This is a genomic window from Micromonospora sonneratiae, assembly GCF_042679305.1.
Lineage (GTDB): Bacteria > Actinomycetota > Actinomycetes > Mycobacteriales > Micromonosporaceae > Micromonospora_H > Micromonospora_H sonneratiae.
This window is the reverse complement of sequence record NZ_JBHTMP010000049.1, coordinates 14,882-36,645: the sequence shown is the minus strand read 5'-3', so window position 1 is coordinate 36,645 and position 21,764 is coordinate 14,882. Positions and strand designations below refer to the sequence as shown.

20 protein-coding genes and 1 pseudogene are annotated in these 21,764 nt (G+C 70.1%); 20 read left to right on the top strand and 1 reads right to left on the bottom strand.

Annotated features, from left to right (window positions below; genetic code table 11):
- Positions 1 to 13 precede the first annotated feature (13 nt).
- From ACFQ4H_RS25760 to ACFQ4H_RS25685, 16 genes are all read left to right on the top strand, one after another.
- Entirely contained in the window at positions 14 to 1,912 is a 1,899-nt protein-coding gene (locus ACFQ4H_RS25760) for a hypothetical protein (RefSeq protein ID WP_377575237.1), read from the top strand.
- Between the two features lie 190 nt (positions 1,913 to 2,102).
- A complete protein-coding gene (gene glmS / locus ACFQ4H_RS25755) occupies positions 2,103 to 4,019 on the top strand; it encodes a glutamine--fructose-6-phosphate transaminase (isomerizing) (protein WP_377575234.1) in 1,917 nt (638 codons plus the stop codon).
- Positions 4,020 to 4,122: 103 nt separating this feature from the next.
- On the top strand, positions 4,123 to 4,491 hold the full coding sequence (locus tag ACFQ4H_RS25750) for a holo-ACP synthase (RefSeq protein WP_377575231.1): 369 nt from the start codon (positions 4,123 to 4,125) through the stop codon (positions 4,489 to 4,491).
- A 101-nt stretch (positions 4,492 to 4,592) separates the two neighbouring features.
- On the top strand, positions 4,593 to 6,056 hold the full coding sequence (locus ACFQ4H_RS25745) for an NAD(P)H-hydrate dehydratase (RefSeq protein ID WP_377575228.1): 1,464 nt from the start codon (positions 4,593 to 4,595) through the stop codon (positions 6,054 to 6,056).
- Positions 6,057 to 6,084: 28 nt separating this feature from the next.
- Complete coding sequence (gene alr, locus ACFQ4H_RS25740) at positions 6,085 to 7,203, top strand: alanine racemase (protein WP_377575226.1); 1,119 nt, start codon at positions 6,085 to 6,087, stop codon at positions 7,201 to 7,203.
- A complete protein-coding gene (locus ACFQ4H_RS25735; RefSeq protein ID WP_377575224.1) occupies positions 7,200 to 8,300 on the top strand; it encodes an alpha/beta fold hydrolase in 1,101 nt (366 codons plus the stop codon). Before alr ends, ACFQ4H_RS25735 begins: the two co-directional genes overlap by 4 nt.
- Positions 8,297 to 8,779: a tRNA (adenosine(37)-N6)-threonylcarbamoyltransferase complex ATPase subunit type 1 TsaE gene (gene tsaE, locus ACFQ4H_RS25730; RefSeq protein WP_377575221.1), complete on the top strand. Its 483-nt coding sequence runs from the start codon at positions 8,297 to 8,299 to the stop codon at positions 8,777 to 8,779. The genes ACFQ4H_RS25735 and tsaE overlap by 4 nt, the downstream gene beginning before the upstream one ends.
- Before the next feature lie 151 nt (positions 8,780 to 8,930).
- Positions 8,931 to 9,632 carry a uracil-DNA glycosylase gene (gene ung / locus ACFQ4H_RS25725; protein WP_377575218.1) on the top strand — a complete coding sequence of 234 codons (702 nt, stop codon included), beginning with the start codon at positions 8,931 to 8,933 and terminating at the stop codon, positions 9,630 to 9,632.
- Between the two features lie 170 nt (positions 9,633 to 9,802).
- Entirely contained in the window at positions 9,803 to 10,498 is a 696-nt protein-coding gene (locus ACFQ4H_RS25720) for an LPXTG cell wall anchor domain-containing protein (protein WP_377575215.1), read from the top strand.
- A gap of 303 nt (positions 10,499 to 10,801) precedes the next feature.
- On the top strand, positions 10,802 to 11,479 hold the full coding sequence (gene tsaB, locus ACFQ4H_RS25715; RefSeq protein WP_377575213.1) for a tRNA (adenosine(37)-N6)-threonylcarbamoyltransferase complex dimerization subunit type 1 TsaB: 678 nt from the start codon (positions 10,802 to 10,804) through the stop codon (positions 11,477 to 11,479).
- 55 nt (positions 11,480 to 11,534) lie between these two features.
- Positions 11,535 to 11,975, top strand: a complete 441-nt coding sequence (gene rimI / locus ACFQ4H_RS25710) for a ribosomal protein S18-alanine N-acetyltransferase (protein ID WP_377575211.1) — start codon at positions 11,535 to 11,537, stop codon at positions 11,973 to 11,975.
- Positions 11,968 to 13,014, top strand: coding sequence for a tRNA (adenosine(37)-N6)-threonylcarbamoyltransferase complex transferase subunit TsaD (tsaD, locus tag ACFQ4H_RS25705; RefSeq protein ID WP_377575209.1), 1,047 nt, complete (start codon positions 11,968 to 11,970; stop codon positions 13,012 to 13,014). The genes rimI and tsaD overlap by 8 nt, the downstream gene beginning before the upstream one ends.
- Positions 13,015 to 13,025: 11 nt before the next feature.
- Complete coding sequence (locus tag ACFQ4H_RS25700) at positions 13,026 to 13,280, top strand: hypothetical protein (RefSeq protein WP_377575206.1); 255 nt, start codon at positions 13,026 to 13,028, stop codon at positions 13,278 to 13,280.
- A 78-nt stretch (positions 13,281 to 13,358) separates the two neighbouring features.
- Positions 13,359 to 13,487 carry a transposase gene (locus tag ACFQ4H_RS25695; RefSeq protein ID WP_377575203.1) on the top strand — a complete coding sequence of 43 codons (129 nt, stop codon included), beginning with the start codon at positions 13,359 to 13,361 and terminating at the stop codon, positions 13,485 to 13,487.
- 354 nt (positions 13,488 to 13,841) lie between these two features.
- Complete coding sequence (locus tag ACFQ4H_RS25690) at positions 13,842 to 14,189, top strand: PadR family transcriptional regulator (RefSeq protein ID WP_377575201.1); 348 nt, start codon at positions 13,842 to 13,844, stop codon at positions 14,187 to 14,189.
- A gap of 8 nt (positions 14,190 to 14,197) precedes the next feature.
- Positions 14,198 to 15,160: a hypothetical protein gene (locus ACFQ4H_RS25685; RefSeq protein WP_377575198.1), complete on the top strand. Its 963-nt coding sequence runs from the start codon at positions 14,198 to 14,200 to the stop codon at positions 15,158 to 15,160.
- Positions 15,161 to 15,258: 98 nt separating this feature from the next.
- On the opposite strand, the pseudogene ACFQ4H_RS25680 reads toward ACFQ4H_RS25685, so the two are convergent.
- Positions 15,259 to 15,338: pseudogene (locus ACFQ4H_RS25680) on the bottom strand (transposase); the annotation flags it as partial.
- 248 nt (positions 15,339 to 15,586) lie between these two features.
- Between ACFQ4H_RS25680 and ACFQ4H_RS25675 the strand changes: the two are divergent.
- The 4 genes from ACFQ4H_RS25675 (at position 15,587) to ACFQ4H_RS25660 (ending at position 21,721) form a co-directional block, all read left to right on the top strand.
- Complete coding sequence (locus ACFQ4H_RS25675) at positions 15,587 to 16,780, top strand: cytochrome P450 family protein (protein ID WP_377575195.1); 1,194 nt, start codon at positions 15,587 to 15,589, stop codon at positions 16,778 to 16,780.
- A gap of 140 nt (positions 16,781 to 16,920) precedes the next feature.
- Entirely contained in the window at positions 16,921 to 18,870 is a 1,950-nt protein-coding gene (locus ACFQ4H_RS25670) for an ABC transporter ATP-binding protein (RefSeq protein ID WP_377575193.1), read from the top strand.
- A complete protein-coding gene (locus ACFQ4H_RS25665; protein WP_377575190.1) occupies positions 18,867 to 20,696 on the top strand; it encodes an ABC transporter ATP-binding protein in 1,830 nt (609 codons plus the stop codon). The genes ACFQ4H_RS25670 and ACFQ4H_RS25665 overlap by 4 nt, the downstream gene beginning before the upstream one ends.
- A 71-nt stretch (positions 20,697 to 20,767) precedes the next feature.
- The gene (locus ACFQ4H_RS25660; RefSeq protein ID WP_377575187.1) at positions 20,768 to 21,721 is read left to right on the top strand and encodes an endonuclease domain-containing protein; all 954 of its coding nucleotides are present in this window, start codon (positions 20,768 to 20,770) and stop codon (positions 21,719 to 21,721) included.
- The last annotated feature ends 43 nt before the right edge of the window (positions 21,722 to 21,764 follow it).

The window sequence follows — 21,764 nt, the reverse complement described above, 5'->3', positions numbered from 1 at the left end:
TTTCGTTCATGAGGTGAAGTCGTTCATCGGGGTGGAGCGCCGGATGGCACTGCTGCGCAGTTTCGAGGACCACGAATACTGGCCGGAGTACGGCACGTTCCTGCTGCGCGACGCCACGCCGTACGGGCCGGCGCGGGTTCGGGTGAGCGAGTTGCTCGGGGAGTACGCGGTGGACGCCGCGCCGTGCGGGTCCGTTGCCCGAGCCGGCGACGGCTGGCTGGACGGCCGAGCCACGGACCAGTACCACGCGGTTCGGCTGGAGGTGCACGACAGCCCGCCGGAACAGGACACGGCGGACTGGGTGGAGGTGTTGGAGACACCGATGGCCACCGGCGGAACGGTCGGACTGGCGATGGTGGCCGGTGGGTGCGGGCGGGACCAGTTCCGGCTGGGAGAGCCGGGCATCTACCGGGTGCGGTTCTCCCGCCGGCCCGCCACCGAGGGAGACAGCTACCGCCTCCAGTTCTGGCCGGTCGACGGCCAGCCCGAGCCGCCGAGGTGGATCGTACGTGGCCGTCGGCCGGTGGACGATGACAGCAACGCCCGCGACGACCGCAGCCGGTACGGCCGCGCCGCCTCCGACCTGGTGTTGCTGCTGCTCTGGGCGCAGGAGGCTTCGGTGGTCGTCACCGTGGACTGGCTCGCCGACCGGTTGCTCACCTCACCGACCACCGTGGACGAGGTGCTCCGGTATGCCGTCAGTGTCGGGCTGCTGGAGCCGTTCACCGGTCACGACGATCCGGGACAGCCGATGCGACTGACCGTATGCCCGCGTCGACCCGCATCCCAGCAACCGGCTCGTCCCGGGCCGATGTTGCGCCCGGCGTCAGCCGTCGTCGCCGAGCCGGCCCCGGCAGGCAGGACGGGAACCGTCGCGTCTGCCGCGTACCGTACTGGACCGGGGCGACGGCTGGGCAGTGTGCGACCCGGCGACAGTGGGATCGCCGGCCAGCCGCGATCGTCGTCACGACCAGGCATACCACTGCAACCAGAGGTGCCACGACAATCAGACGTACCGCCCCGGGCGGGCGTGGTGACCGCCAGCGGCGAACTGGTGGTGTGGCGTGACGGCGGGCCGGTGGTGCTCGGCCGATGGCCGGGTGCACAGGTCCGGCAGGCGGTCCAGAGCCGGCACGGGGTCGTACTGATGACCTCGACCCAGATCGCCCTGGTGCATCCCGACGGTGAGTTCCAACTGCTGGGCACCAACATGGGGTGGAGGGCCGCCATCGACCCGACGGGTAGTCAGCTGGCGGCCGTGGAGACCCATCTCGGCCGGCGTTCCCGGAGCCGTCTGCACCTGATCGACCTCGCCACCGGCGCTCGACGGACCATGCCGTGGGACGAGAACGAGGCGCACCTGTCCGTCATCGCGGTACACGATGGCACGGTCTACTTCCGCAACGGACGTGGTGGGACGTGCCGCTGGCTACCGGGCGGTGACCCTCGGCCCATGCCGTACAACCTGCTCCAGGTCGACCCGTACACCGGCATCATGCTCGGCGCGGACGGGGAACCGGGACTGCTGCTCGTCCAGCCCGATGGTGCCGTACACCGGTTGGCCGTGAAGCCGGGGGCGGCCCTCGCGCCCGGTGCCACCCACGTCTACACCTGGCGGTACGCGCCGCCAGCGCTGTCACTGTTCGATGTCACCGCCCCCGAGCCGCCCAGGCTGGTGGAGCTGCCCGGTGGCAGCCGGACCGGTGGCCCCGCTCCGGGCGGACCGGTGTGGGAGGACCCGCGACACATCCTGGTACCCACCGAACATGGCTGGAACGACCTGGGTGCGCCGTTGGTCCGGGTTAATGTCCGTACGGGCGTGATCGGCCCTGTGCCCCTCACCGAGAATTCGATCCATCGCCCCATCCTGGTGGAACCCTGCCCCGACCTCGTGAATGACGTGCTGCGATGACGCGCACCCCGGCTTGCGATCCGCACCCTGGTGGGCCTGGTGATGTCGCGGGATGCCCTTCCGGACGGGTGTCGACCGGCTGCGGGCTAGGTCCGGTTGGTTCCCGGAAGCTCCCTATCAAGCAAACCAGCTGATTGATTCTATGGCTTTCGAGCACCCATGGTGAGCGAAACTAGGTTAGGCTCCGGCTATGTGTGGAATCGTGGGCTACGCCGGCACGCGGCCGGCGTTGGGCATCGTGCTGGACGGATTGCGCCGGCTGGAGTATCGGGGCTACGACTCGGCGGGAGTGGCCGTCGTCTGTGAAGACGAACTGCTGACCGAGAAGCGCGCCGGCAAGCTCGCCAACCTGGAGAAGGCACTGTCCGAGCGGTCGGGCCCGGACGGACTGTCGGACGGGGGCACGGCGTCGATGGGGATCGGCGACGGCACGACCGGCATCGGGCACACCCGGTGGGCCACCCACGGCGGACCCACCGACCGCAACGCCCACCCCCACGTTGCCCGGGACGGGCGGGTCGCCGTCATCCACAACGGCATCATCGAGAACTTCGCCAAGCTGCGGGCCGAACTCGAAGCCGACGGGGTGCAGTTCACCAGCGACACCGACACCGAATGTGTGGCACACCTGCTCTCCGCCGAGCTGACGAGGCTCCGTACCGCCGGGGAGGCGAACGGACCGCAACTGCTGGCGGCGGCGATGCGGTCGGTCTGCCAGCGCTTGGAGGGCGCGTTCACCCTGTTGGCCGTGGATGCCGCACTACCCGGTGTGGTGGTCGGGGCCCGGCGTAACTCACCGCTGGTGGTCGGCCGGGGCGTGGGCGAGAACTACCTGGCCAGCGACGTCTCCGCGTTCATCGAGCACACCCGGGAAGCGGTCGAGCTGGGCCAGGACCAGGTGGTGCTGATCACCGGCGACGCGATCGAGATCACCGACTTCGACGGCCAGCCGGCCACCGGCAAGGACTTCCACATCGACTGGGACTCCTCGGCTGCGGAGAAGGGGGGCCACGAGTACTTCATGCTCAAGGAGATCGCCGAGCAGCCCCAGGCGATCGCCGACACCCTGCTCGGCCGGCTCACCGACAGCGGCGAGATCATGCTCGACGAGGTACGCCTCAGCGACCAGGACCTGCGCGACGTCGACAAGGTCTTCATCGTGGCCTGCGGCACCGCGTACCACTCCGGACTGGTGGCCAAGTACGCCATCGAGCACTGGACCCGGATCCCGTGCGAGGTCGAGTTGGCCAGCGAGTTCCGCTACCGCGACCCGGTGCTGGACCGGTCCACCCTGGTCGTGGCGATCTCCCAGTCGGGCGAGACGATGGACACCCTGATGGCGCTGCGCCACGCCAAGGCGCAGAAGGCCCGGGTGTTGGCCATCTGCAACACCAACGGCTCCACCATCCCTCGGGAGTCCGACGCGGTCCTCTACACCCACGGCGGTCCGGAGATCGCCGTCGCCTCGACCAAGGCGTTCCTGACCCAGCTCGTCGCCTGCTACCTGATCGGCCTGCACCTGGCCCAGGTGCGCGGCAACCTGTACGCCGACGAGGCCGGCGCGATCGTCGAGCAGCTGCTCAAGGTGCCGGACAAGATCCGGGAACTGCTGGCCGGCATCGACCCGGTCCGGCAACTGGCCCGCGACCTCAAGGCCGCGCCGACCGTACTCTTCATCGGCCGGCACGTCGGCTACCCGGTCGCCCTGGAAGGGGCGCTGAAGCTCAAGGAACTGGCGTACATGCATGCCGAGGGCTTCGCCGCAGGTGAACTCAAGCACGGCCCGATCGCCCTGATCGACCAGGGCACGCCGGTGGTCTGCGTGGTGCCCTCGCCCGCCGGTCGCGGGATGTTGCACGACAAGATCGTGTCCAACATCCAGGAGGTACGGGCCCGGGGTGCCCGCACCATCGTGATCGCCGAGGAGGGCGACACGGCGGTGCTGCCGTACGCCGATCACGTGATCTACGTGCCGCGTACCCCGACCCTGCTGGCGCCGTTGATGACCACCATTCCGTTGCAGGTGTTCGCCTGCGAGATCGCCGCTGCCCGGGGCCACGACGTGGACCAGCCGCGCAACCTGGCGAAGTCCGTCACCGTCGAGTGACGTAGGGAAGGGCCGCTTTCCATCGTTCGTTGCGTGGGAAGGGGCCCTTCCTGATCCACAAGCCGTTCACCTATCCGGTCGTCGTGACGGTTAGGGTGAAGCGATGATCGTGGCAGTCGGCATCGACGTGGTGCTGGTGGACCGGTTCACCCGAGCGCTGGAACGTACTCCACTGCTGGCCGACCGCCTGTTCACCGAGGCGGAACGGCTCACCGGCTCGGGGCATCCCCGTTCGCCGGAGTCGCTGGCTGCCCGGTTCGCGGCCAAGGAGGCGGTGGCGAAGGCACTCGGCGCGCCGAGTGGTCTGCGCTGGCACGACTGTGAGATCGTCGCCGACCCGAACGGCCGGCCATGGCTTACCGTGTCCGGCACCGTTGCCGCCGCCGCGACCGAACGCGGCGTCAACCGGTGGCACCTGTCGTTGTCGCACGACGGCGGCATCGCCTCGGCAATGGTGGTGGCGGAGAGCTGACCGGAGCGGGACGGCCGGTACCCAGCGCCACGGCCACAACGTGATCGAACGCAACGTCGACCGAGCAGTCTGGACAAGAGCGAGCGCGGTGAGGTGACGCTATGAGGCCGGTGTGGCGGGCTACCGACGTACGGGCGGCGGAGACGGCGATGTTGGCGACGCTGCCGCCGGACACGCTGATGCGGCGGGCGGCCACCGGGCTTGCCCGCCGGTGTGCGCTGCTGCTGTCCGAGCGGGGCGGCGTCTACGGCGCGCGGGTACTTCTGCTCGTCGGCTCGGGGGACAACGGCGGCGACGCCCTCTACGCCGGTGCGCTGTTGGCCGGTCGGGGGGCGGCGGTCAGCGCGCTGCCGCTGGCCCCGGAGCGGATCCATCCGGGTGGCCTCGCCGAACTGCGGGCTGCCGGTGGCCGTCTCGTCGAGGACCTGCCGACGCAGGCGGATCTCGTCGTCGACGGCATCGTCGGCATCGGTGGAACCGGTGGCCTGAGGGAGTCCGCCGCCCAGTTGGTGGCCGGGCTGGCCGGCCTGCGTACCCGCACCGGGGGCCGCGCGCTGGTGGTCGCGGTGGACGTCCCCAGCGGTGTCGAAGTGGACACCGGTGACGTGCCGGCATCGTCCAACGGGACCCCGGTCGCGGTGACGGCCGACGTGACCGTCACCTTCGGCTGTCTCAAGCCGGCGTTGGCAGTGGGACCTGCGGTCGAGCGGGCCGGGCAGGTCGAGTTGGTCGACATCGGGCTGACCCCGTGGCTGCGGGCGACGCCCGCGCTGGAGGTCACCGAGTGGGCGGACGTCGACGACTGGTGGCCCAGACTGGCGGCCAGTTCGGAGAAGTACAGCCGGGGAGTGGTGGGCGTCGCGACCGGCTCGGCGACGTACCCGGGTGCGGCGGTGCTGTCGGTGGGTGGGGCGCTGGCCGGGCCGACCGGGCTGGTTCGCTACGCCGGTGGTGCCCGTGCCGAGGTGCTGCACCATCATCCGTCCGTGATCGCCACCCAGCGGGTGGCCGAGGCCGGCCGGGTCCAGGCCTGGGTCTGCGGTTCCGGGCTGGGCACCGACGAGGTGGCCCGGAACGAGCTACGGGCGGTGCTGGCCGCACCGGTGCCGGTGGTGCTCGACGCCGACGCGTTGACCCTGCTGGTCGATGGTTCGTCGGCGGCTCGGCTGCGCCAACGGGACGCCCCGATCGTGATCACGCCGCACGACCGGGAGTTCGCCCGGCTGGCCGGTGAGTTGCCGGGCAGCGACCGGGTCGGCGCGGCGCTCCGACTGGCTGCCTGGATGAACGCGGTGGTCCTGCTCAAGGGCGACCGTACGGTGATCGCCGCCCCGGACGGGCGGGCGTTCGTGAACCCGACCGGCACACCGGCGCTGGCCACCGGCGGCACCGGCGACGTGCGGGCCGGACTGCTGGGCTCGCTGCTGGCGGCCGGGTTGCCGGCGGAACGGGCTGCGGTGGTCGCCGCGTACCTGCACGGGTTGGCCGGGCGGGAGGCGGCCGAGCGGGGGCCGGTGACCGCGTCCGATGTTGCCGACGCGCTCCGTGCGGTGGTGCCCGCCTGAGCCCGGTGAAGGTCAGTACGCTGACGTCATGTGGCAGGCCGAGGTGCGGGTTGATCTTGACGCGATCCGGGAGAATGTGGCGCGGTTGCGGGCTGGCACCGGCGCTGAGTTGATGGCGGTGGTGAAGGCCGACGGGTACGGCCACGGCATGTTGCCCGCCGCCCGAGCCGCCCTGGACGCTGGCGCGAGTTGGCTCGGCGTCTGCACCCTGGACGAGGCGTTGACCCTGCGTCGGGCCGGCGTCACCGCGCCGGTCCTGGCCTGGCTGCTGGCACCGGGACTGCCGCTGCACGAAGGGGTGGCGGCCGAGATCGACCTGAGCGCGGCCGGCGCCGGTCAACTGGCTGAGATCGTTTCCGCCGGTCAGCAGGTCGGTCGACCCGCCCGGGTGCACCTCAAGATCGATACCGGGCTGGCCCGAGGGGGCGCGACCCCGGACGACTGGCCCGCCCTGGTCGAAGCCGCGGCAAAGGCGCAGGCCGACGGGGTGGCCGAGGTGGTCGGAGTGTGGAGCCACTTCGCCTACGCCGACGCGCCCGGCCACCCGACCGTCGACCGCCAGTTGGCGATCTTCCACGAGGGTCTGGAACTGGCCGAACGGTTCGGCATCCGGCCCCGCTACCGGCATCTGGCCAACTCGGCGGCCACTTTGACCCGGCCGGACACCCACTTCGACCTGGTCCGGCCCGGCATCGCCTGCTACGGGCTGTCACCGGTGCCGGGACAGCGTTACGGGCTGCGCCCGGCGATGACCGCCCAGGCCCGGGTGACCCAGGTCAAGCGGGTGCCCGCCGGTACCGGGGTGTCGTACGGGCATACGTACACCACCGATCGGGAGACCACGCTTGCGGTCGTGCCACTCGGTTACGCCGACGGGGTGCCCCGGCACGCCTCCAACCGGGGCCCGGTGCAGCTTGCCGGCCGGGCCCGTACGGTCGCTGGCCGGGTCTGCATGGACCAGATCGTGGTGGACTGCGGCGACGATCCGGTGGCCGCCGGCGACGTGGCGATCCTCTTCGGCAGTGGCGTGAACGGTGAGCCGACCGCCGACGACTGGGCCGAGGCGACCGACACCATCAACTACGAGATCGTCACCCGGTTCGGCGGCGTACGGGTGGCCCGGGTCTACGACGGGATGTCCCGATGACCGGAGCCGTCGAACGGTCGAGGAACTCCCGGGTGGCCAAGGTGGCCGGGATCTTCGGTGCGGTGCTCGGGGTCGCGGCGGCGGGTGCGGCGGTGGGAGTCGCCGCCGAACGGGCCCTGGTGCGACGCTCCAAGGCCGAGGCCGCCGGCACCGACCGGTACGCCGACGAGGCCTTCGGCCCGCAGCCCTGCGACGACGAGTTCCAGATCGAGATGGCCGACGGCACCGACATCCACGTGGAGGTGGTCGAGCCGACCGCCAGGGGCGGGCGTCGGCCGACCATCGTCTTCGTACACGGCTTCTGCCTCGACATGGGGACGTTCCACTTCCAGCGCAAGGGGTTGGCCGAACTGGGGGAGCACCGGATGGTCTTCTACGACCAGCCGGGCCACGGCCGCTCCGGCCGGTTGAGGACCGGTGAGTACGACCTCGCCCGGCTCGGTGAGACGTTGCGGACGGTCATCGACCGGGTTACGCCGGACGGCCCGTTGGTGCTGGTCGGGCATTCGATGGGTGGCATGACCATCATGGCGTTCGCCGAGCGTTATCCGGAGATGTTCGACGACCGGGTGGTCGGTACGGTGCTGATGGCCACCTCGGGCGGCCGGATCGAGGAGTCGAAGCTCGGCCTGCCGGCGATCTTCGGTCGGGTCGGAATGCCGTTCCTGCCGGTGGTCACGAACACGACCCGGCTCACCGGCAGCGTGATCGACCGGGCCCGTAAGGCCTCCTCGAACGTGGCCTGGCTACTCACCCGCCGCTACGGGTTCGGCACGGAACGCCCCAGCCCCGCCCTGGTCTCCTACGTGGAGGAGATGAACTCGCGTACCTCGGCCGATACGGTGACCCGCTACCTGCGTACGCTCTACACGCACGCCCGCTACCCGGCCCTGGCCGCGCTGCGGGACACACCCACGCTGGTCATCGTCGGGGAAAAGGACATGATCACTCCGGTCACCCACTCTGAAGAGATACTGCGCCGGCTGCCCGAGGCCGAATTCGTCAAGGTGCCCGACAGCGGGCACGTGGTGATGCTCGAACACGCCGACGAGGTCAACGTGGCGTTGGTGGACTTCCTGGCGGGGCTGACCCGATGAGCGTCGTCGTGAAGCTTCCGACGGTGGCGGACACCCGGGCGTTCGGACACCGGCTCGGGCAGTTGCTGCGGGCCGGGGACCTGCTGGTGCTCACCGGACCGCTCGGTGCCGGCAAGACCGCCCTGACCCAGGGCATAGGTGCCGGCCTCGGGGTGCTCGGCGACATCACCTCACCCACCTTCGTGATCGCCCGGGTGCACCGGCCGGATCCGGCCCGGGGCGGTCAGGTGTCGCTGGTGCACGCCGACGCCTACCGCCTCGGGGACGCCACCAACCCCCGGGCCGAGATCGACGATCTCGACCTGGATGCCTCGATGGACGAGTCGGTCACCGTGGTCGAGTGGGGTGAGGGCCTGGTCGAGCAGCTCGGCGACGCCCACCTGCGGGTCGTCATCGACCGGCACGACGACGACACCCGGGAGGTCGGGCTGGTGCCGGTGGGCGGAGACTGGGCACAGCGACTCGCCGCCCTGGACTGAAACCGGTCCTGGAAACGAAGTCCGCCCCGGACTGGAACCCGTCCTGAACTGACCCCGTCCCGAACTGACCGCTGTCGTACCCGTTGCCTACAGTGCGTCCGTACCCGTTGTTGTCTGGGTGCATCGCCCCTCACTGGTGGAAAGGTTGCCCATGCCCCACGACGCCCCGACCCTCGACCTGCTGGCAATGCTGCCGACGGAGTGGCGGGCGGTCCTGACCCCGCACCTGGACCCGGCCCGTACGGCCGCGCTCGGTGACTTCGTCGCCGGCGAGTACGCCACCCAGACGGTCTACCCACCGCAGGAGGACCTGTTCTCGGCGTACCGGCTCTGTGCGCCGCAGGACTGCCGGGTGCTGATCCTCGGGCAGGATCCCTACCACAAGGCCGGTCAGGCACACGGGTTGAGCTTCAGCGTCCGCGACGGGGTGGCGGTTCCGCCGTCGCTGCGCAACGTCTTCAAGGAGTTGGGCGAGGACGTCGGGGCCCCGAAACCGCGCAACGGCAACCTCGACGGTTGGGCCGCCCAGGGTGTGTTGCTGCTCAACGCGGTGCTGACGGTCCGTGAGGCCAAGCCCGGCTCGCACGCCAACAAGGGCTGGGAGGAGTTCACCGATGCGACGATCCGGGCGTTGGACGCCCAGTCCAACCGCATCGTGTTCATGCTCTGGGGCGGCTATGCCCGCAAGAAGAGCGACCTGATCACCAACCCGGCGCACGTGGTGCTGGAGGCCGGCCACCCGAGCCCGATGAATCCGCGTGGCTTCCTCGGCAGCCGCCCGTTCAGCGCCGCCAACCAGGCGCTGACCGAGGCTGGACTCTCCACTATCGACTGGGAGAAGTCGGCCGGCTGACCCGCGCCGAAACCTGACGCCACGCCTCGGGACAGGTGACGACAAGCGACCTCGGGGCGTGGCGAACCTCATCACCCGGCTGGCGATGCTGCCTGTTCGGCCGATGTCAACATGGCAAGCCGGCTGACCAGGATAATCGGCGACTACCCCTTGACGACTGGAGGAGAGCCATGAGCCAGGGGCTCAGGCGTCGACTGACAGCCACGATCGTTACCGCCGCCGGCATTGCCGGTGCGCTTGCCGCTTCTTCGTCGCCCGCCTTCGCGAACTCGACCACCCCGTTGCACCAGACCAATGTCACGGCTGGGGACGCCGAGCAGAAGTGTGGCGACGAGCGATTCGCAGGTCGTCCGAAGGACCATGACGGATGGCACTTCGTCCTGCCCGGAGGAAACGCATCCGGCGACTTCGTCGAGCTGAACCTCGACTTCGTGACCGGGTCCGGACAGACCGTCTCGGTCAAGATCCCGGATGCCACGGACGCCTACCCGGACGCCTTCTACAAGGCCGGTGGCCGGACCATCCACGCGTACCTGTTCACCCCGGCCGGATGGACGCTCAAGGACGGCAGCGCGGAGATCACCGGTACCGCCAAGTTTTTCAACCTGAGCCACGCCTGCGAGGGCACGCCGGGCACCCCCGCGACGGGGACCCCGACCCCGGGCACCCCCACGCCGGGGACCCCGTCGCCGGGACCGACCGACAGCGGAACGCCGGGCCCGAGCACCTCCGTGCCGGGTGAGGGCGGCGGCCTGCCGATCACCGGTGCGCCGGTGGCCGGAATCGCCGCGGTGGGCGCGGGCCTGGTCGGCGTCGGCGCACTGCTCCTGGTGCTGCGCCGTCGGCGTGAGGCCGAGTCCAGCTAGTCCGGGCACCTGCCCCTGCCATCCGGTACCTTCGGCCGGCACAGCTCCCGTAGCTGTGCCGGCCGATCGGTTGTGCGGGTCGGTCACGGTCACCGGGTGACCCGGTCGTGGTCGTCCCTTGACCCGACTGCGGTCGTCCGGTGACCCGGCTACGGTCGTTCCGTGACCCGGCTGCGGTCACCGGGTGACCCGGCTGCGGTCACCGGGTGACCCGGCTACGGCCACCCGGTGACCGATGCGGGCAGGCTGCCGAGCGGGCGAGGCCGTGACCGGCGGTAGTCGGTGTCCCGCTAGGGTGCACATGTGCTCGTACTCGTGGTGGATTCGTCGACCCCAGCGGTGACAGCGGCGCTGGTGGAGATTACAACCGACGGCGTCGCGCCACGTGCGCAGCGCCAGACGGTCGACGCGCGGGCACACGGAGAACTTCTCGCCCCCCAGGTCGACGCGGTGCTGGCCGAGGCCGGTGCGCGTCCCACCGATCTGACGGCCATCGTGGCCGGGCTCGGCCCGGGCCCGTTCACCGGACTCCGGGTGGGGCTGGTCACCGCCGCCACCATGGGGCAGGTACTGGGGATCCCCACGTACGGGGTCTGCTCGCTCGACGCCTTCGGCCGGGCGACAGCCGGTGCCGGTCGGGTACTGGCCGCCAGTGACGCCCGACGCCGGGAGATCTACTGGGCGGTGTACGACACCTCCGGGGAACGGCTGGCCGGGCCGAACGTCGACACCCCGGCCGCAGCGGCCGAGCAAGCGGCGGAACTGTCGGTCGACGTCGCGGTCGGCGAGGGTGCGCAGCGCTACGTCGCCCAGCTCGACCTGCCGCTGCTGGCCGAGCCGGGCTACCCCCCGGCGTACGCGTTGGCCGAGCTGGCCGCCGAGCGGGTCCTGGCCGGTGCACCCGGCGAGCGGCTGACCCCGCTCTACCTGCGCCGACCGGATGCCGTGGCGGCCAGTACCCGTAAGCCGGTCCTGCCGTGACGCGACGTCGAGCCCGACGTGGAGCCCGACGTCGAGCAGCCAGCGAGCCGACGGCATGAAGCTGACCCGGTTCCGCTGGTGGCACATCGACCAGACACTGGCCATCGAGGCCGACCTCTTCGGTGTCGAGCAGTGGTCGGCGGCCATGTTCTGGAACGAGTTGGCCAACGGCCACCACTACCTCGTGGCGTTGGACGACGCCGGTGACGTGACCGGATACGCCGGCCTCGCCGTACAGCCGCCCGACGAGGCCTGGGTGCAGAACATCGCCGTACGCCGGGACGCCCAGCGCGGCGGCATCGGCCGTCAGCTGCTGGAGGCGCTACTGGCCGAGGCGGCCCGACGGGGGATCGGCCGGATACTGCTGGAGGTGGCGGTGGACAACGCCCCGGCCCAGCGGCTCTACGCGGGGTACGACTTCGAGCCGGTCGGCATCCGCCGGGGCTACTACCAACCGAGCAACACCGACGCGCTGGTGATGATGAAGAGTGGCTGACGAACCGCTGATCCTCGGGATCGAGACCTCCTGCGACGAGACCGGAGTCGGCATCGTACGCGGGCACACCCTGCTGGCCGACGCCCTGGCGTCCAGCGTCACCGAGCATGCCCGGTTCGGCGGCGTGGTGCCGGAGGTGGCCAGCCGGGCCCACCTGGAGGCCATCGTGCCGACCATGCAACGGGCGCTGGACGAGGCCGGGGTGACGCTGGCCGACATCGACGCGATCGCGGTGACCGCCGGCCCGGGACTGGCCGGTGCGCTGCTGGTCGGCGTGGCTGCCGCCAAGGGCTACGCGTTGGCGGCCGAGAAACCGGTGTACGGGGTCAACCACCTGGCCGCCCACGTCGCCGTGGACACCCTGGAACACGGACCGCTGCCCGAACCGGCGATCGCCCTGCTGGTCTCCGGCGGTCACTCGTCCCTGTTGCAGGTGGACGACCTGGCCACCGGGGTCACCCCGTTGGGTGCCACCATCGACGATGCGGCCGGCGAGGCGTTCGACAAGGTGGCCCGGCTGCTCGGGCTGCCGTTCCCCGGGGGACCGCCGATCGACCGGGAGGCACGTCAGGGCGATGCCGGGGCGATCGCCTTCCCCCGTGGGCTGACCGCTGCCAAGGATCTCATCGCCCACCGGTTCGACTTCTCGTTCTCCGGGCTCAAGACGGCGGTCGCCCGGTGGGTGGAGGCGAAGCAGCGGGCCGGCGAGCCGGTCCCGGTGGCCGACGTCGCCGCCTCGTTCCAGGAGGCGGTCTGCGACGTACTGACCGGGAAGGCCATCGCGGCCTGCCGGGACCGGGGAATCGAGACGCTGGTCATCGGCGGTGGGGTGGCGGCCAACTCGCGGCTGCGGGCGATGGCCGAGCAGCGGGCGGCCAGGTACGGAATCACGGTACGGGTGCCCCGGCCGAAGCTCTGTACGGACAATGGGGCCATGGTCGCCGCGCTCGGCTCACACCTGGTTGCCGCCGGGGTCGCACCCAGCCGGCTCGATCTGCCCGCCGACTCTGCGATGCCGCTGACGGTGGTGAGCGTGTAGTGTCCGGCGACGTGATCGTACGGATGTGGGAGGTACGCGCCGAGCCGGCCAGGTTCACCGACCTGCTCACCTGGGTCTGTGACACCGCCTTGCCGGAGCTCGACCACAATCCGCTGCATGTGTCGAGTGAGGTCTTCTCCTCCACCGACCATCGCGTGGTGGTCGTCTCGAAGTGGCGGAGCAACCCGGTGAGCCTGCCGGACCCACCGTCCCGGCTCGTTGCCCGCCCACCGTACTCCTGGGACTTCACCCCGGTCGACCGCTAGGTTCTGTCTTGCGGATCATGAATCCCGCTCGTTAGACCCGTTGTGGCGCGAGGCGATCTGACAAATCACGAGTGAGCCGTGCTGGCGCCGTTGCTGCCGGCACAGCCGGTCCGTGGCAGCCAATGGCGGGATCATCGGCAGGTCATCAACGTGATCTGCCGGGTGAAACGGACCGGTTCACCGTGGCGTGACCTACCCGAACGGTAAGGGCCGTGGAGGGCCGCCTACCAGCGGTTCCGTCGGTGGGCGGCCGACGGCACCTGGGCCCGGCTGAAGGCCCACGTCATCGCCTTGGCCGAGTTGGACGACGACATCGACTGGCTACGCGCCGTCCCCGACCACCAAGATCCGCGAGACAGAACCTAGCCCGGGTCGCCCGCAAACCACTGCTGTTCCCCGGCAGTGCACCCGACCAGCCGATCGCGCGAAGCAGGCGCTATGCCCGCCGTCGCCGTCGCTGGTGTTGCAGCCAGTGTGATCACCAGCTGGGCGCACTGGCGGTCCCACCGCTTAATACGTGACGTTGTTGCTATATATATCGTGGCGCGATATATATAGTGCATGGAAATCAGTGAGCAGACGTTCCTGATCCTCTCCGCCCTCGCCGACCAACCCCGCCACGGCTACGCCGTGGTGACGGAGGTCAACGAGATGACCGACGGCAGGATCCGGTTACGCGCTGGCACCCTCTACGGGGCCCTCGACCGCCTTGTCGCCCAAGGGCTCATCGCCCCCGACCACGACGAGGTCGAGAAGGGCCGGCTACGCCGCTTTTACAAACTGACCGACACTGGGGCAGACGCCATCCGTGCTGAGAGCCGGCGGATGGCCACCGCGGTCCGGCTCGCCGAGGAGCGCCTCAACAAGCGTGCCGCCCGCAACGCCCCGCGCCTTGGAACCATCGGATGAACCCGGGCATGAGCCCCCTGGAGCGACGATATCGACGGCTGCTGCGCCTACTGCCAGCCGCGCACCGCACCGCCCGCGGCGAGGAACTGCTCGGACTGCTGCTGGACCTCGACCACGGCCGCCGACACCCGAGCCGGCACGAGGCACTGAACATCATCGCCCTGGCGATCCGGCTGCGACTCACAACGCCTGTCACCACCGCGGCCCTCACCACCGGACTCAGTGCCCTGCTCGTCGCCGCCGGCACCCAGCCCGCCGGTGACACCCTGGACCTGTTCACCGGCGCTGTCCTCGCCACCGACATGCCGGCCGTTATCTCCAATTGGCCGCAGATAGTCGTTCTCGGCCTGCTGCCCCTCGCGCCGCTGATCGCCTGGCTGTGCGGCGCGACCCGGACCGCCCTCACCCTGCAAGCAATCTTCCTGACGTTCACCGTTGGTTGGTTCGTCATCGACGTGCTCAGCGGTGCCGGCATGGGAATCAGCCCCGGCCAACAGCTCTTCGCGTACGCCGCACCGGTCTTGATTCTCGTCCTGCTCACGATCGCCGGCCGCGAGCGGTGGACCGTACCCCGGCCGCGCCTGTTCTGGTGGGCCCTCGTCCCGCTCGGGATCCTCGCCTGGAAAGGCACCGGAGAATGGGGACGCCACGGCGTGTACATTCACGACGTCGTGCCGACGGTCATCGGGATCCTCACCGCCGCCACCGCCGCTGTCGGAGCCGCCTCCGTAGTCCGCCGCCACCGGCCCGCCGTCATCATCGGCGTCGGACTCACCGGCTTCATTGCCGGATGGCTCATCCCCGACCCGCTGCTCACCAACACGGCGATGCGGCACTTCGACGGTCAGCCGCTACCACTGGCAATCCTCATCACGGTAATCGCTGCCACCATCACTGGCATCAATCACCTCGCCCGTCGCCGCAACCCCGAGGTGCGGTTGCCATCACCCGATAAACCCGAGATGCGCTGAACGCCAGCAATGGGTCAGACGAGCGGCGACCGCGGCCGAATACGATCTTCCTTCCGCCGTGGTCGCCCTCATCAGCGATTTCAGAGTCGGCCGCAACGCCAGGTGTCATCGGCCGCCCATCGACGGAACCGCTGGTAGGCGGTCTTCCACGCCCGTACCGTTCGGGTAGGTCACGCCAGGGGAGCCGGTCCTACTGACCGGCAAATCACGTTGATGAGCGGCCTTCATGATCCGCGAGACAGAACCTAGCCGGTCGGGGCGACCCCCGTCCGTTCGGCGGGGCTCGTCCGCTCGTCTGTGCCTGTTGGCGTGGGTACGCCCCGCCGGCCGACTGATGGTTACAGAAATCGCCCATCGTGGTTTCGCTGCGTGTTGACGCGGTGGTGAGAATGGAGGTTGTCGAGCCGTCGTACGAGGGGAAACCTCATGACTTCCACGCTCTCCGGTTTGTTCGACATCTCCCTGACCGCCCCGCACCAGGCGCTCACCGTCCTACGTACGCAGAGTCCGGTCTGCCGGGTGACGCTGCCCGGTGACATACCCGTCTGGCTGGTCACCCGTCACGAAGACGTCCAACGGGCACTGACCGACCCGCGCCTGTCCAACCGGATCCCGTTGTCCGACGAGCGGCTGGCGGAACTGGTTCCGGAGGACATCGCGCATGCGGTCAACCGGACCATGCTGACCGTGGACCCGCCGGATCACACCCGGCTGCGTCGGCTGGTCGTCAGCGCCTTCACCGCCCGACGGATCAACGGACTGCGGCCCAGGATCGAGGAGATCGCCGACCAGTTGGCCACCACGATGTCCGACACCGACCACGCCGACCTGTTGGACAGCTTCGCGTTCCCACTGCCGATCCAGGTGATCTGCGAACTGCTCGGGGTGCCGATGGCCGACCGTGCGTCGTTCCGGAACTGGTCCAACGCGGCGGTCTCCGGTGCGGTGGATCCGGAAGGGCTGGCACCCGCGATGACCGCGCTGGTCGGCTATGTCCGGAAGCTGGTGGCGGAGAAACGCGCCGAACCCGCCGACGACCTGCTCTCGGCGTTGATCATCGCGCGGGACGACGGAGACAGGCTCAGCGACGACGAGCTGACCTCGATGGTCTTCCTGCTGCTGGTGGCGGGACACGAGACGACGGTCAACCTGATCGGCAACGGCACCCTGGTGCTCCTCACCGAGCCACAGCGGTGGGACCGGCTGGTGGCCGAGCCGGATCTGGTGCCCGGCGCGGTCGAGGAGTTCCTGCGGTTCGAGTCACCGGTGCAGACCGCCGGTGCCCGGATCGCGGTCGAACCGATCGAGTTGGGCGGTCAGCTCATTCCGGCCGGCGACATCGTCCTGGTCTCGCTGCTGTCGGCCAACCGGGACCCCGAGCAGTTCGCCGAACCTGACCGGTTCGATCCGACCCGGCCGACCAATCCGCACCTCGCCTTCGGTCGGGGTATCCACTTCTGCCTGGGTGCCCCACTGGCCCGGCTGGAAGGCGAGATCGCCTTCCGTACCCTGCTGCGGGCGTTCCCCGGCATGCGGCTGGCCGTACCCACCGGGGAGGTGCCGTGGCGTCCCGGGCTGACGCTGCGTGGGCTGGCCAGCCTGCCGGTCCGGCTGAAGTGACCAGCGGCGCGCTGGCCAGCGGGTAATTCGATGGCGGGTGGGACCAGCCATCTCGTAGCGTCGGTGTTGCTATGCGCTCCTTACCCGATCCTGATCCAGGCACCCCTGACCACCGGTCAGCGGCGCGTTTCCTGCTGTGGATGGCAGCCCGGAACAAGGGCCCGCTCATCGGCGGGGTGCTGCTCGGCATCGTGTGGATGGTCAGCCAGGCGCTGATGCCGGCCGCCATCGGCAAGGCGATCGACGTCGGGGTGACCGACCGTGACCTCGACGGGCTCGTCACCTGGGGGCTGGTCCTGCTCGGCCTCGGTCTGCTCCAGGCCACCGCCGGCACCGTCCGACACCGTCTCGCGGTCCATGTCTGGCTGGCCGGTGCCTACCGGACGGTCCAGATAACCGTACGGCAGGCCAACCGGCTCGGCGCGGCCCTGCCCAAGCGGCTCTCCACCGGTGAGATGGTCAGCATCGGCACCTCCGACATGGATCAGATCGGCGGCGCACTGGACATCACCGCCCGGGGTTCCGGCGCGGTAGTCGCCATCGCGGTCGTCGCGGTGATCCTGCTCAGCACCTCGATGCCACTCGGCCTGGTCGTCGTCCTCGGGGTGCCGGTCCTCGTGTTGATCGTCAGCGTGCTGATCCGGCCACTGCACCGGCGGCAGCAGGCCTACCGGGACCAGCAGGGACGGCTCACCACCCGGGCCGGGGACATCGTCACCGGACTCCGGGTGCTACGTGGCGTCGGCGGCGAACCGGTCTTCTCGGACCGGTACCGGACCGAGTCCCAACGGCTGCGGGCCGAAGGTGTCCGGGTCGCCCGGGTCGACTCGCTACTGGAGGCCGCGCAGATCCTGCTGCCCGGCAGCTTCGTCGCACTGGTGACCTGGCTCGGAGCCCGGTTCGCACTACAGGGTGACATCACCGCCGGGCAGCTCGTCGCGTTCTACGGCTACGCCGCCTTCCTGATCACCCCGTTGCGGACGTTGACCGAGGTACTCAACAAGTACACCCGGGGTTACGTCGCCGCCCGTCGGGTCGTACGGCTGCTCGGGCTGACGCCGGAGTTCACCGATCCGGCCGAACCGGCTCAGCTGCCCGAGCGACCCGGCGAACTGGTCGACCTCGAATCCGGGCTGGTGGTCCGGCCGGGCTGGTTGACCGCGTTGGCCTCGACCACGCCAGAGGAGGCCGTCGCCGTCGCCGACCGGCTCGGCCGGTACGTCGATGCCGACGTGACGCTGCACGGCGTACCGCTGCGCGACCTGACGCTGGACACCGTGCGGGAGCGGATCCTGGTGGCTGACAACGACGCACGTCTCTTCGCCGGCCCGCTCCGAACGGAGCTGGACCCCCGGGACTCGGCCGACGACGCGACGATCCATGCGGCGTTGACCGCTGCCAGCGCCACCGACATCGTCGAGGCACTGCCGGACGGGCTGGCGACGATGGTCGCCGAGCGGGGCCGGGAGTTCTCCGGCGGGCAGCAGCAGCGGCTACGTCTGGCCCGGGCGCTGGTCGTCGACCCGGAGATCCTGGTGCTGGTCGAGCCGACCAGCGCGGTGGACGCCCACACCGAGGCCCGTATCGCTGACCGGCTGGGCGAGGCCCGACGGGGACGTACCACCCTGGTCTGTACCACCAGTCCGTTGCTGCTGGGCCGGGCCGACCGGGTGGTGTTCCTGGAGGACGGCAAGGTCGTCGCCGAGGGCACCCACACGGAACTGCTGGCCACCGAGCCGAGGTACGCCGCGACCGTCACCCGCGAGGAAAGCGCGGAGGAGGGGGCGGAGGAGACGGTGGAGGTGTCGGTGAGCGAGTTTGTCGAGCAAACTGATGGTGCAGTTGGCCACGCCGACGCCGACCGTGGGGAGGTGTCGGTGAGCGAGTTTGTCGAGCGAACTGATGGTGCAGTTGGCCACGCCGACGCCGACCGTGGGGAGGTGTCGGTGAGCGAGTTTGTCGAGCGAACTGGTGGTGCAGTTGGCCACGCCGACACCGACCGTAGGGAGGTGTCGGTGAGCGAGTTTGTCGAGCGAACTGATGGCTCAGTTGCCCACGCCGACGCCGACCGTAGGGAGGTGTCGGCGTGACCTCGCTGCCGGTGGCGGATGCGAAGCAGGTCCGGCGGTACGCCCGTACGCTGGTCCGTCGCCATCCCCGTGCCCTGGCCGCCGCCCTCGGCCTGCATGCCCTGGCCGCCATCGCCGGTCTGGCCGCGCCCCGGCTGCTCGGTGACCTGGTCGAGGCGATCTCGAAGGGCACCACCACCGTGACGGTGGACCGGATCGCACTGGCCATCGCCGGATTCCTGCTCGGGCAGTCGGTGTTGGTCCGGTTCGCCTACCTGGCGTCGGCCCGGCTCGGTGAACGGGTCCTTGCCGAGCTACGCGAGGAGTTCGTCGACCGGATTCTTGCCATCCCGCTGGCGACGGTGGAACGCGCCGGCACCGGTGACCTGCTGACCCGTACCTCCCGGGACGTGTCCGCGCTGTCGCAGACGGTCCGGCGGGCCGTACCCGAGACGCTCATCGCCATCGTCACCGTGTTCTTCATCGTCGGCGCGCTGCTGATTGTCGGTCCGCTGTTGGCGGTGCCCTGTCTGTTGGCGGTGCCGATCCTCTGGGTCGGTACCCGGTGGTACCTGCGCCGGGCGCCGGCCGGCTACCTGCGGGAGAACGCCGCCTACTCCGACATCACCGACGGCATCAGCGAGACGGTCGAGGGGGTCCGCACCACCGAGGCGCTGCGGCTCCAGGGCCGCCGCCGGGCCCGTACCGACGCCGACATCAGCCGGTCGTACGCGGCCGAGCGCTACACCCTCTTCCTGCGTACGGTGTGGTTCCCGGTGGCGGAGGTCGGCTATGTGGTGCCGGTGGTGGCGACCCTGGTCATCGGCGGCTGGTTCTACATCGAGGACTGGGTGACCCTGGGGCAGGTCACCGCCGCCACGCTCTACGTCCAGCAGCTCATCAACCCGGTCGACCGGTTGCTCTCCACGCTGGACGAGTTGCAGGTCGGTGCGGCGTCGATGGCCCGGCTGCTGGGTGTCGCCCAGCCAACCGGCGACTCCTCGAAGCTGGCCCGGTCTTCGGCGACCGAGGGTCGGCCTTCGACCGAGGGGCGGTCCTCGGGCGGGGACCGGTCACCGGCCGAGCCGTTGTTCGACCTTCGTCAGCCGGTCGACGAGCAGTTGGCCGCGCAGGACGTGCGGTACGCCTACCGGAACGGCCGGGACGTCCTGCACGGGATCACGCTGACTGTCGCGCCCGGTGAACGGCTGGCCATGGTCGGCCCGTCCGGTGCCGGCAAGTCGACCCTCGGACGGCTGCTGGCCGGTATCCACGCGCCCCGGACCGGGGCGGTGACCGTCGGCGGCACCCCACTGGTCGAGTTGTCCCTGGACGAGTTGCGGTCGCAGGTGGCACTGGTCACCCAGGAACATCACGTCTTCATCGGCACCCTGCGGGACAACGTGACGATGGCCCGGCCGGACGCGTCCGACGAGGAGGTACGGGCGGCGCTGGTCGCCGTCGACGTTCTGGACTGGGCGCAACGGTTGCCCGACGGGCTGGACACCATGGTCGGCGCCGGTGGGCATCCACTCTCCTCGGCCCAGGCGCAGCAGCTCGCCCTGGCCCGGTTGGTGCTGGCCGATCCGCACACGCTGGTCCTGGACGAGGCGACCTCGTTGATCGACCCGCGAGCGGCCCGTCACCTGGAACGGTCCCTGGCCGGGGCGCTGCACGGCCGTACGGTGATCGCCATCGCCCACCGGCTCTTCTCCGCCCATGACGCCGACCGGGTGGCGGTGGTGGAGGACGGCCGGATCGCCGAGTTGGGTTCGCACGACGAGTTGGTCGCCGCCGACGGCTCGTACGCCGCGCTGTGGCGCTCCTGGCACGGCGACCGGCCGTAGGTCGGCCATTGCCCGCGGTGGTTGTCGTGCCAGCGACAGCAGGTGGCCGATAGCCCGGGTTGAATCGCCGGATGCGGTTGCCGGGTGACGAGGCGGATGCACTGGACTGGCTGCTCTTCGAGCAGGCCGGAGTGCTGACGTGGCGGCAGGCGGTGGCGGAACTGGGCGTGGCAAAGGTGCGTCATCGGCTGCATACCGGCCGGTGGCGTCGGGTCTGCCGGGGCATCCTGGTCACTGATCCGGGCGACTTCACCCGCGAGCGTCAGTGGTGGGTGGCGGTCCTGGCCGCCGGCGGCGGTGCGGTCCTGGCCGGGCTGGCGGCTGCCCGTGCAGGCGGACTACGCGGGAACTGGCGGCGGGACACCGTGGACGTGCTCGTCCCGTACGACCGTCGCGTTGCGCAACGACTGACCGGTCTGCCGATCGGCCTGCCGGCGGTGCGCGTCCGCCGGACCCGGCACCTGCCGGCGGTGGACCGGCAGCGTGGCCGTCCGGATCGTACGAGCATGGCGCGCTCACTGGTCGACGCGGCCCAGTGGGCCGGCTCGGACGAGGAGGCACAGTCCCTGCTGGCCGCCGGTTGCCAGCAGCGGCGGGTGACCCCTGGCGAGATCGGTGCGGTCATCGAGCGGATGACGAATGCCCGTCGTCGTACGCTGATCATGCAGACGATCGCCGATGTGGCGGGTGGTGCGGAAGCGCTGTCCGAGATCGATTTTGTTCGGCTCTGCCGTCTGCATCGGCTGCCGCCTCCCGACCTTCAGGAGCCACGGACTGACGCGGGCGGCCGGAAGCGCTATCTGGATGCGTACTGGCGGCGGTGGCGCCTCCACGTCGAGGTGGACGGTGCGCACCACCTGGAGGCACGGCACTGGGCAGCGGATCTGCGTCGGCAGAACGAGCTGTGGATCGCGGGTGACCGGATCCTGAGGTTTGCCGCCTTTGATGTACGCCGCCGCCCCGAGTACGTGGTGACACAACTCCGGGCCGCGCTCGAGGCGGCGGGGTGGCAGCCGGGGCTGTGAACCGTTGTTGCTGCCAGGACGACATCAATCGTTCCCAGCGACC

Excerpts from the sequence above, each read along its gene's own strand:
- ACFQ4H_RS25750 (WP_377575231.1), top strand. The coding sequence starts at position 4,123 with ATGATCGTGGCAGTCGGCATCGACGTGGTGCTGGTGGACCGGTTCACC.
- ACFQ4H_RS25660 (WP_377575187.1), top strand. The coding sequence starts at position 20,768 with ATGCGGTTGCCGGGTGACGAGGCGGATGCACTGGACTGGCTGCTCTTC.
- ACFQ4H_RS25670 (WP_377575193.1), top strand. The coding sequence starts at position 16,921 with ATGGCAGCCCGGAACAAGGGCCCGCTCATCGGCGGGGTGCTGCTCGGC.
- ACFQ4H_RS25675 (WP_377575195.1), top strand. The coding sequence starts at position 15,587 with ATGACTTCCACGCTCTCCGGTTTGTTCGACATCTCCCTGACCGCCCCG.
- ACFQ4H_RS25745 (WP_377575228.1), top strand. The coding sequence starts at position 4,593 with ATGAGGCCGGTGTGGCGGGCTACCGACGTACGGGCGGCGGAGACGGCG.
- ACFQ4H_RS25690 (WP_377575201.1), top strand. The coding sequence starts at position 13,842 with ATGGAAATCAGTGAGCAGACGTTCCTGATCCTCTCCGCCCTCGCCGAC.
- ACFQ4H_RS25720 (WP_377575215.1), top strand. The coding sequence starts at position 9,803 with ATGAGCCAGGGGCTCAGGCGTCGACTGACAGCCACGATCGTTACCGCC.
- ACFQ4H_RS25685 (WP_377575198.1), top strand. The coding sequence starts at position 14,198 with ATGAGCCCCCTGGAGCGACGATATCGACGGCTGCTGCGCCTACTGCCA.
- rimI (WP_377575211.1), top strand. The coding sequence starts at position 11,535 with ATGAAGCTGACCCGGTTCCGCTGGTGGCACATCGACCAGACACTGGCC.
- ung (WP_377575218.1), top strand. The coding sequence starts at position 8,931 with ATGCCCCACGACGCCCCGACCCTCGACCTGCTGGCAATGCTGCCGACG.
- ACFQ4H_RS25735 (WP_377575224.1), top strand. The coding sequence starts at position 7,200 with ATGACCGGAGCCGTCGAACGGTCGAGGAACTCCCGGGTGGCCAAGGTG.
- glmS (WP_377575234.1), top strand. The coding sequence starts at position 2,103 with ATGTGTGGAATCGTGGGCTACGCCGGCACGCGGCCGGCGTTGGGCATC.
- tsaE (WP_377575221.1), top strand. The coding sequence starts at position 8,297 with ATGAGCGTCGTCGTGAAGCTTCCGACGGTGGCGGACACCCGGGCGTTC.
- alr (WP_377575226.1), top strand. The coding sequence starts at position 6,085 with ATGTGGCAGGCCGAGGTGCGGGTTGATCTTGACGCGATCCGGGAGAAT.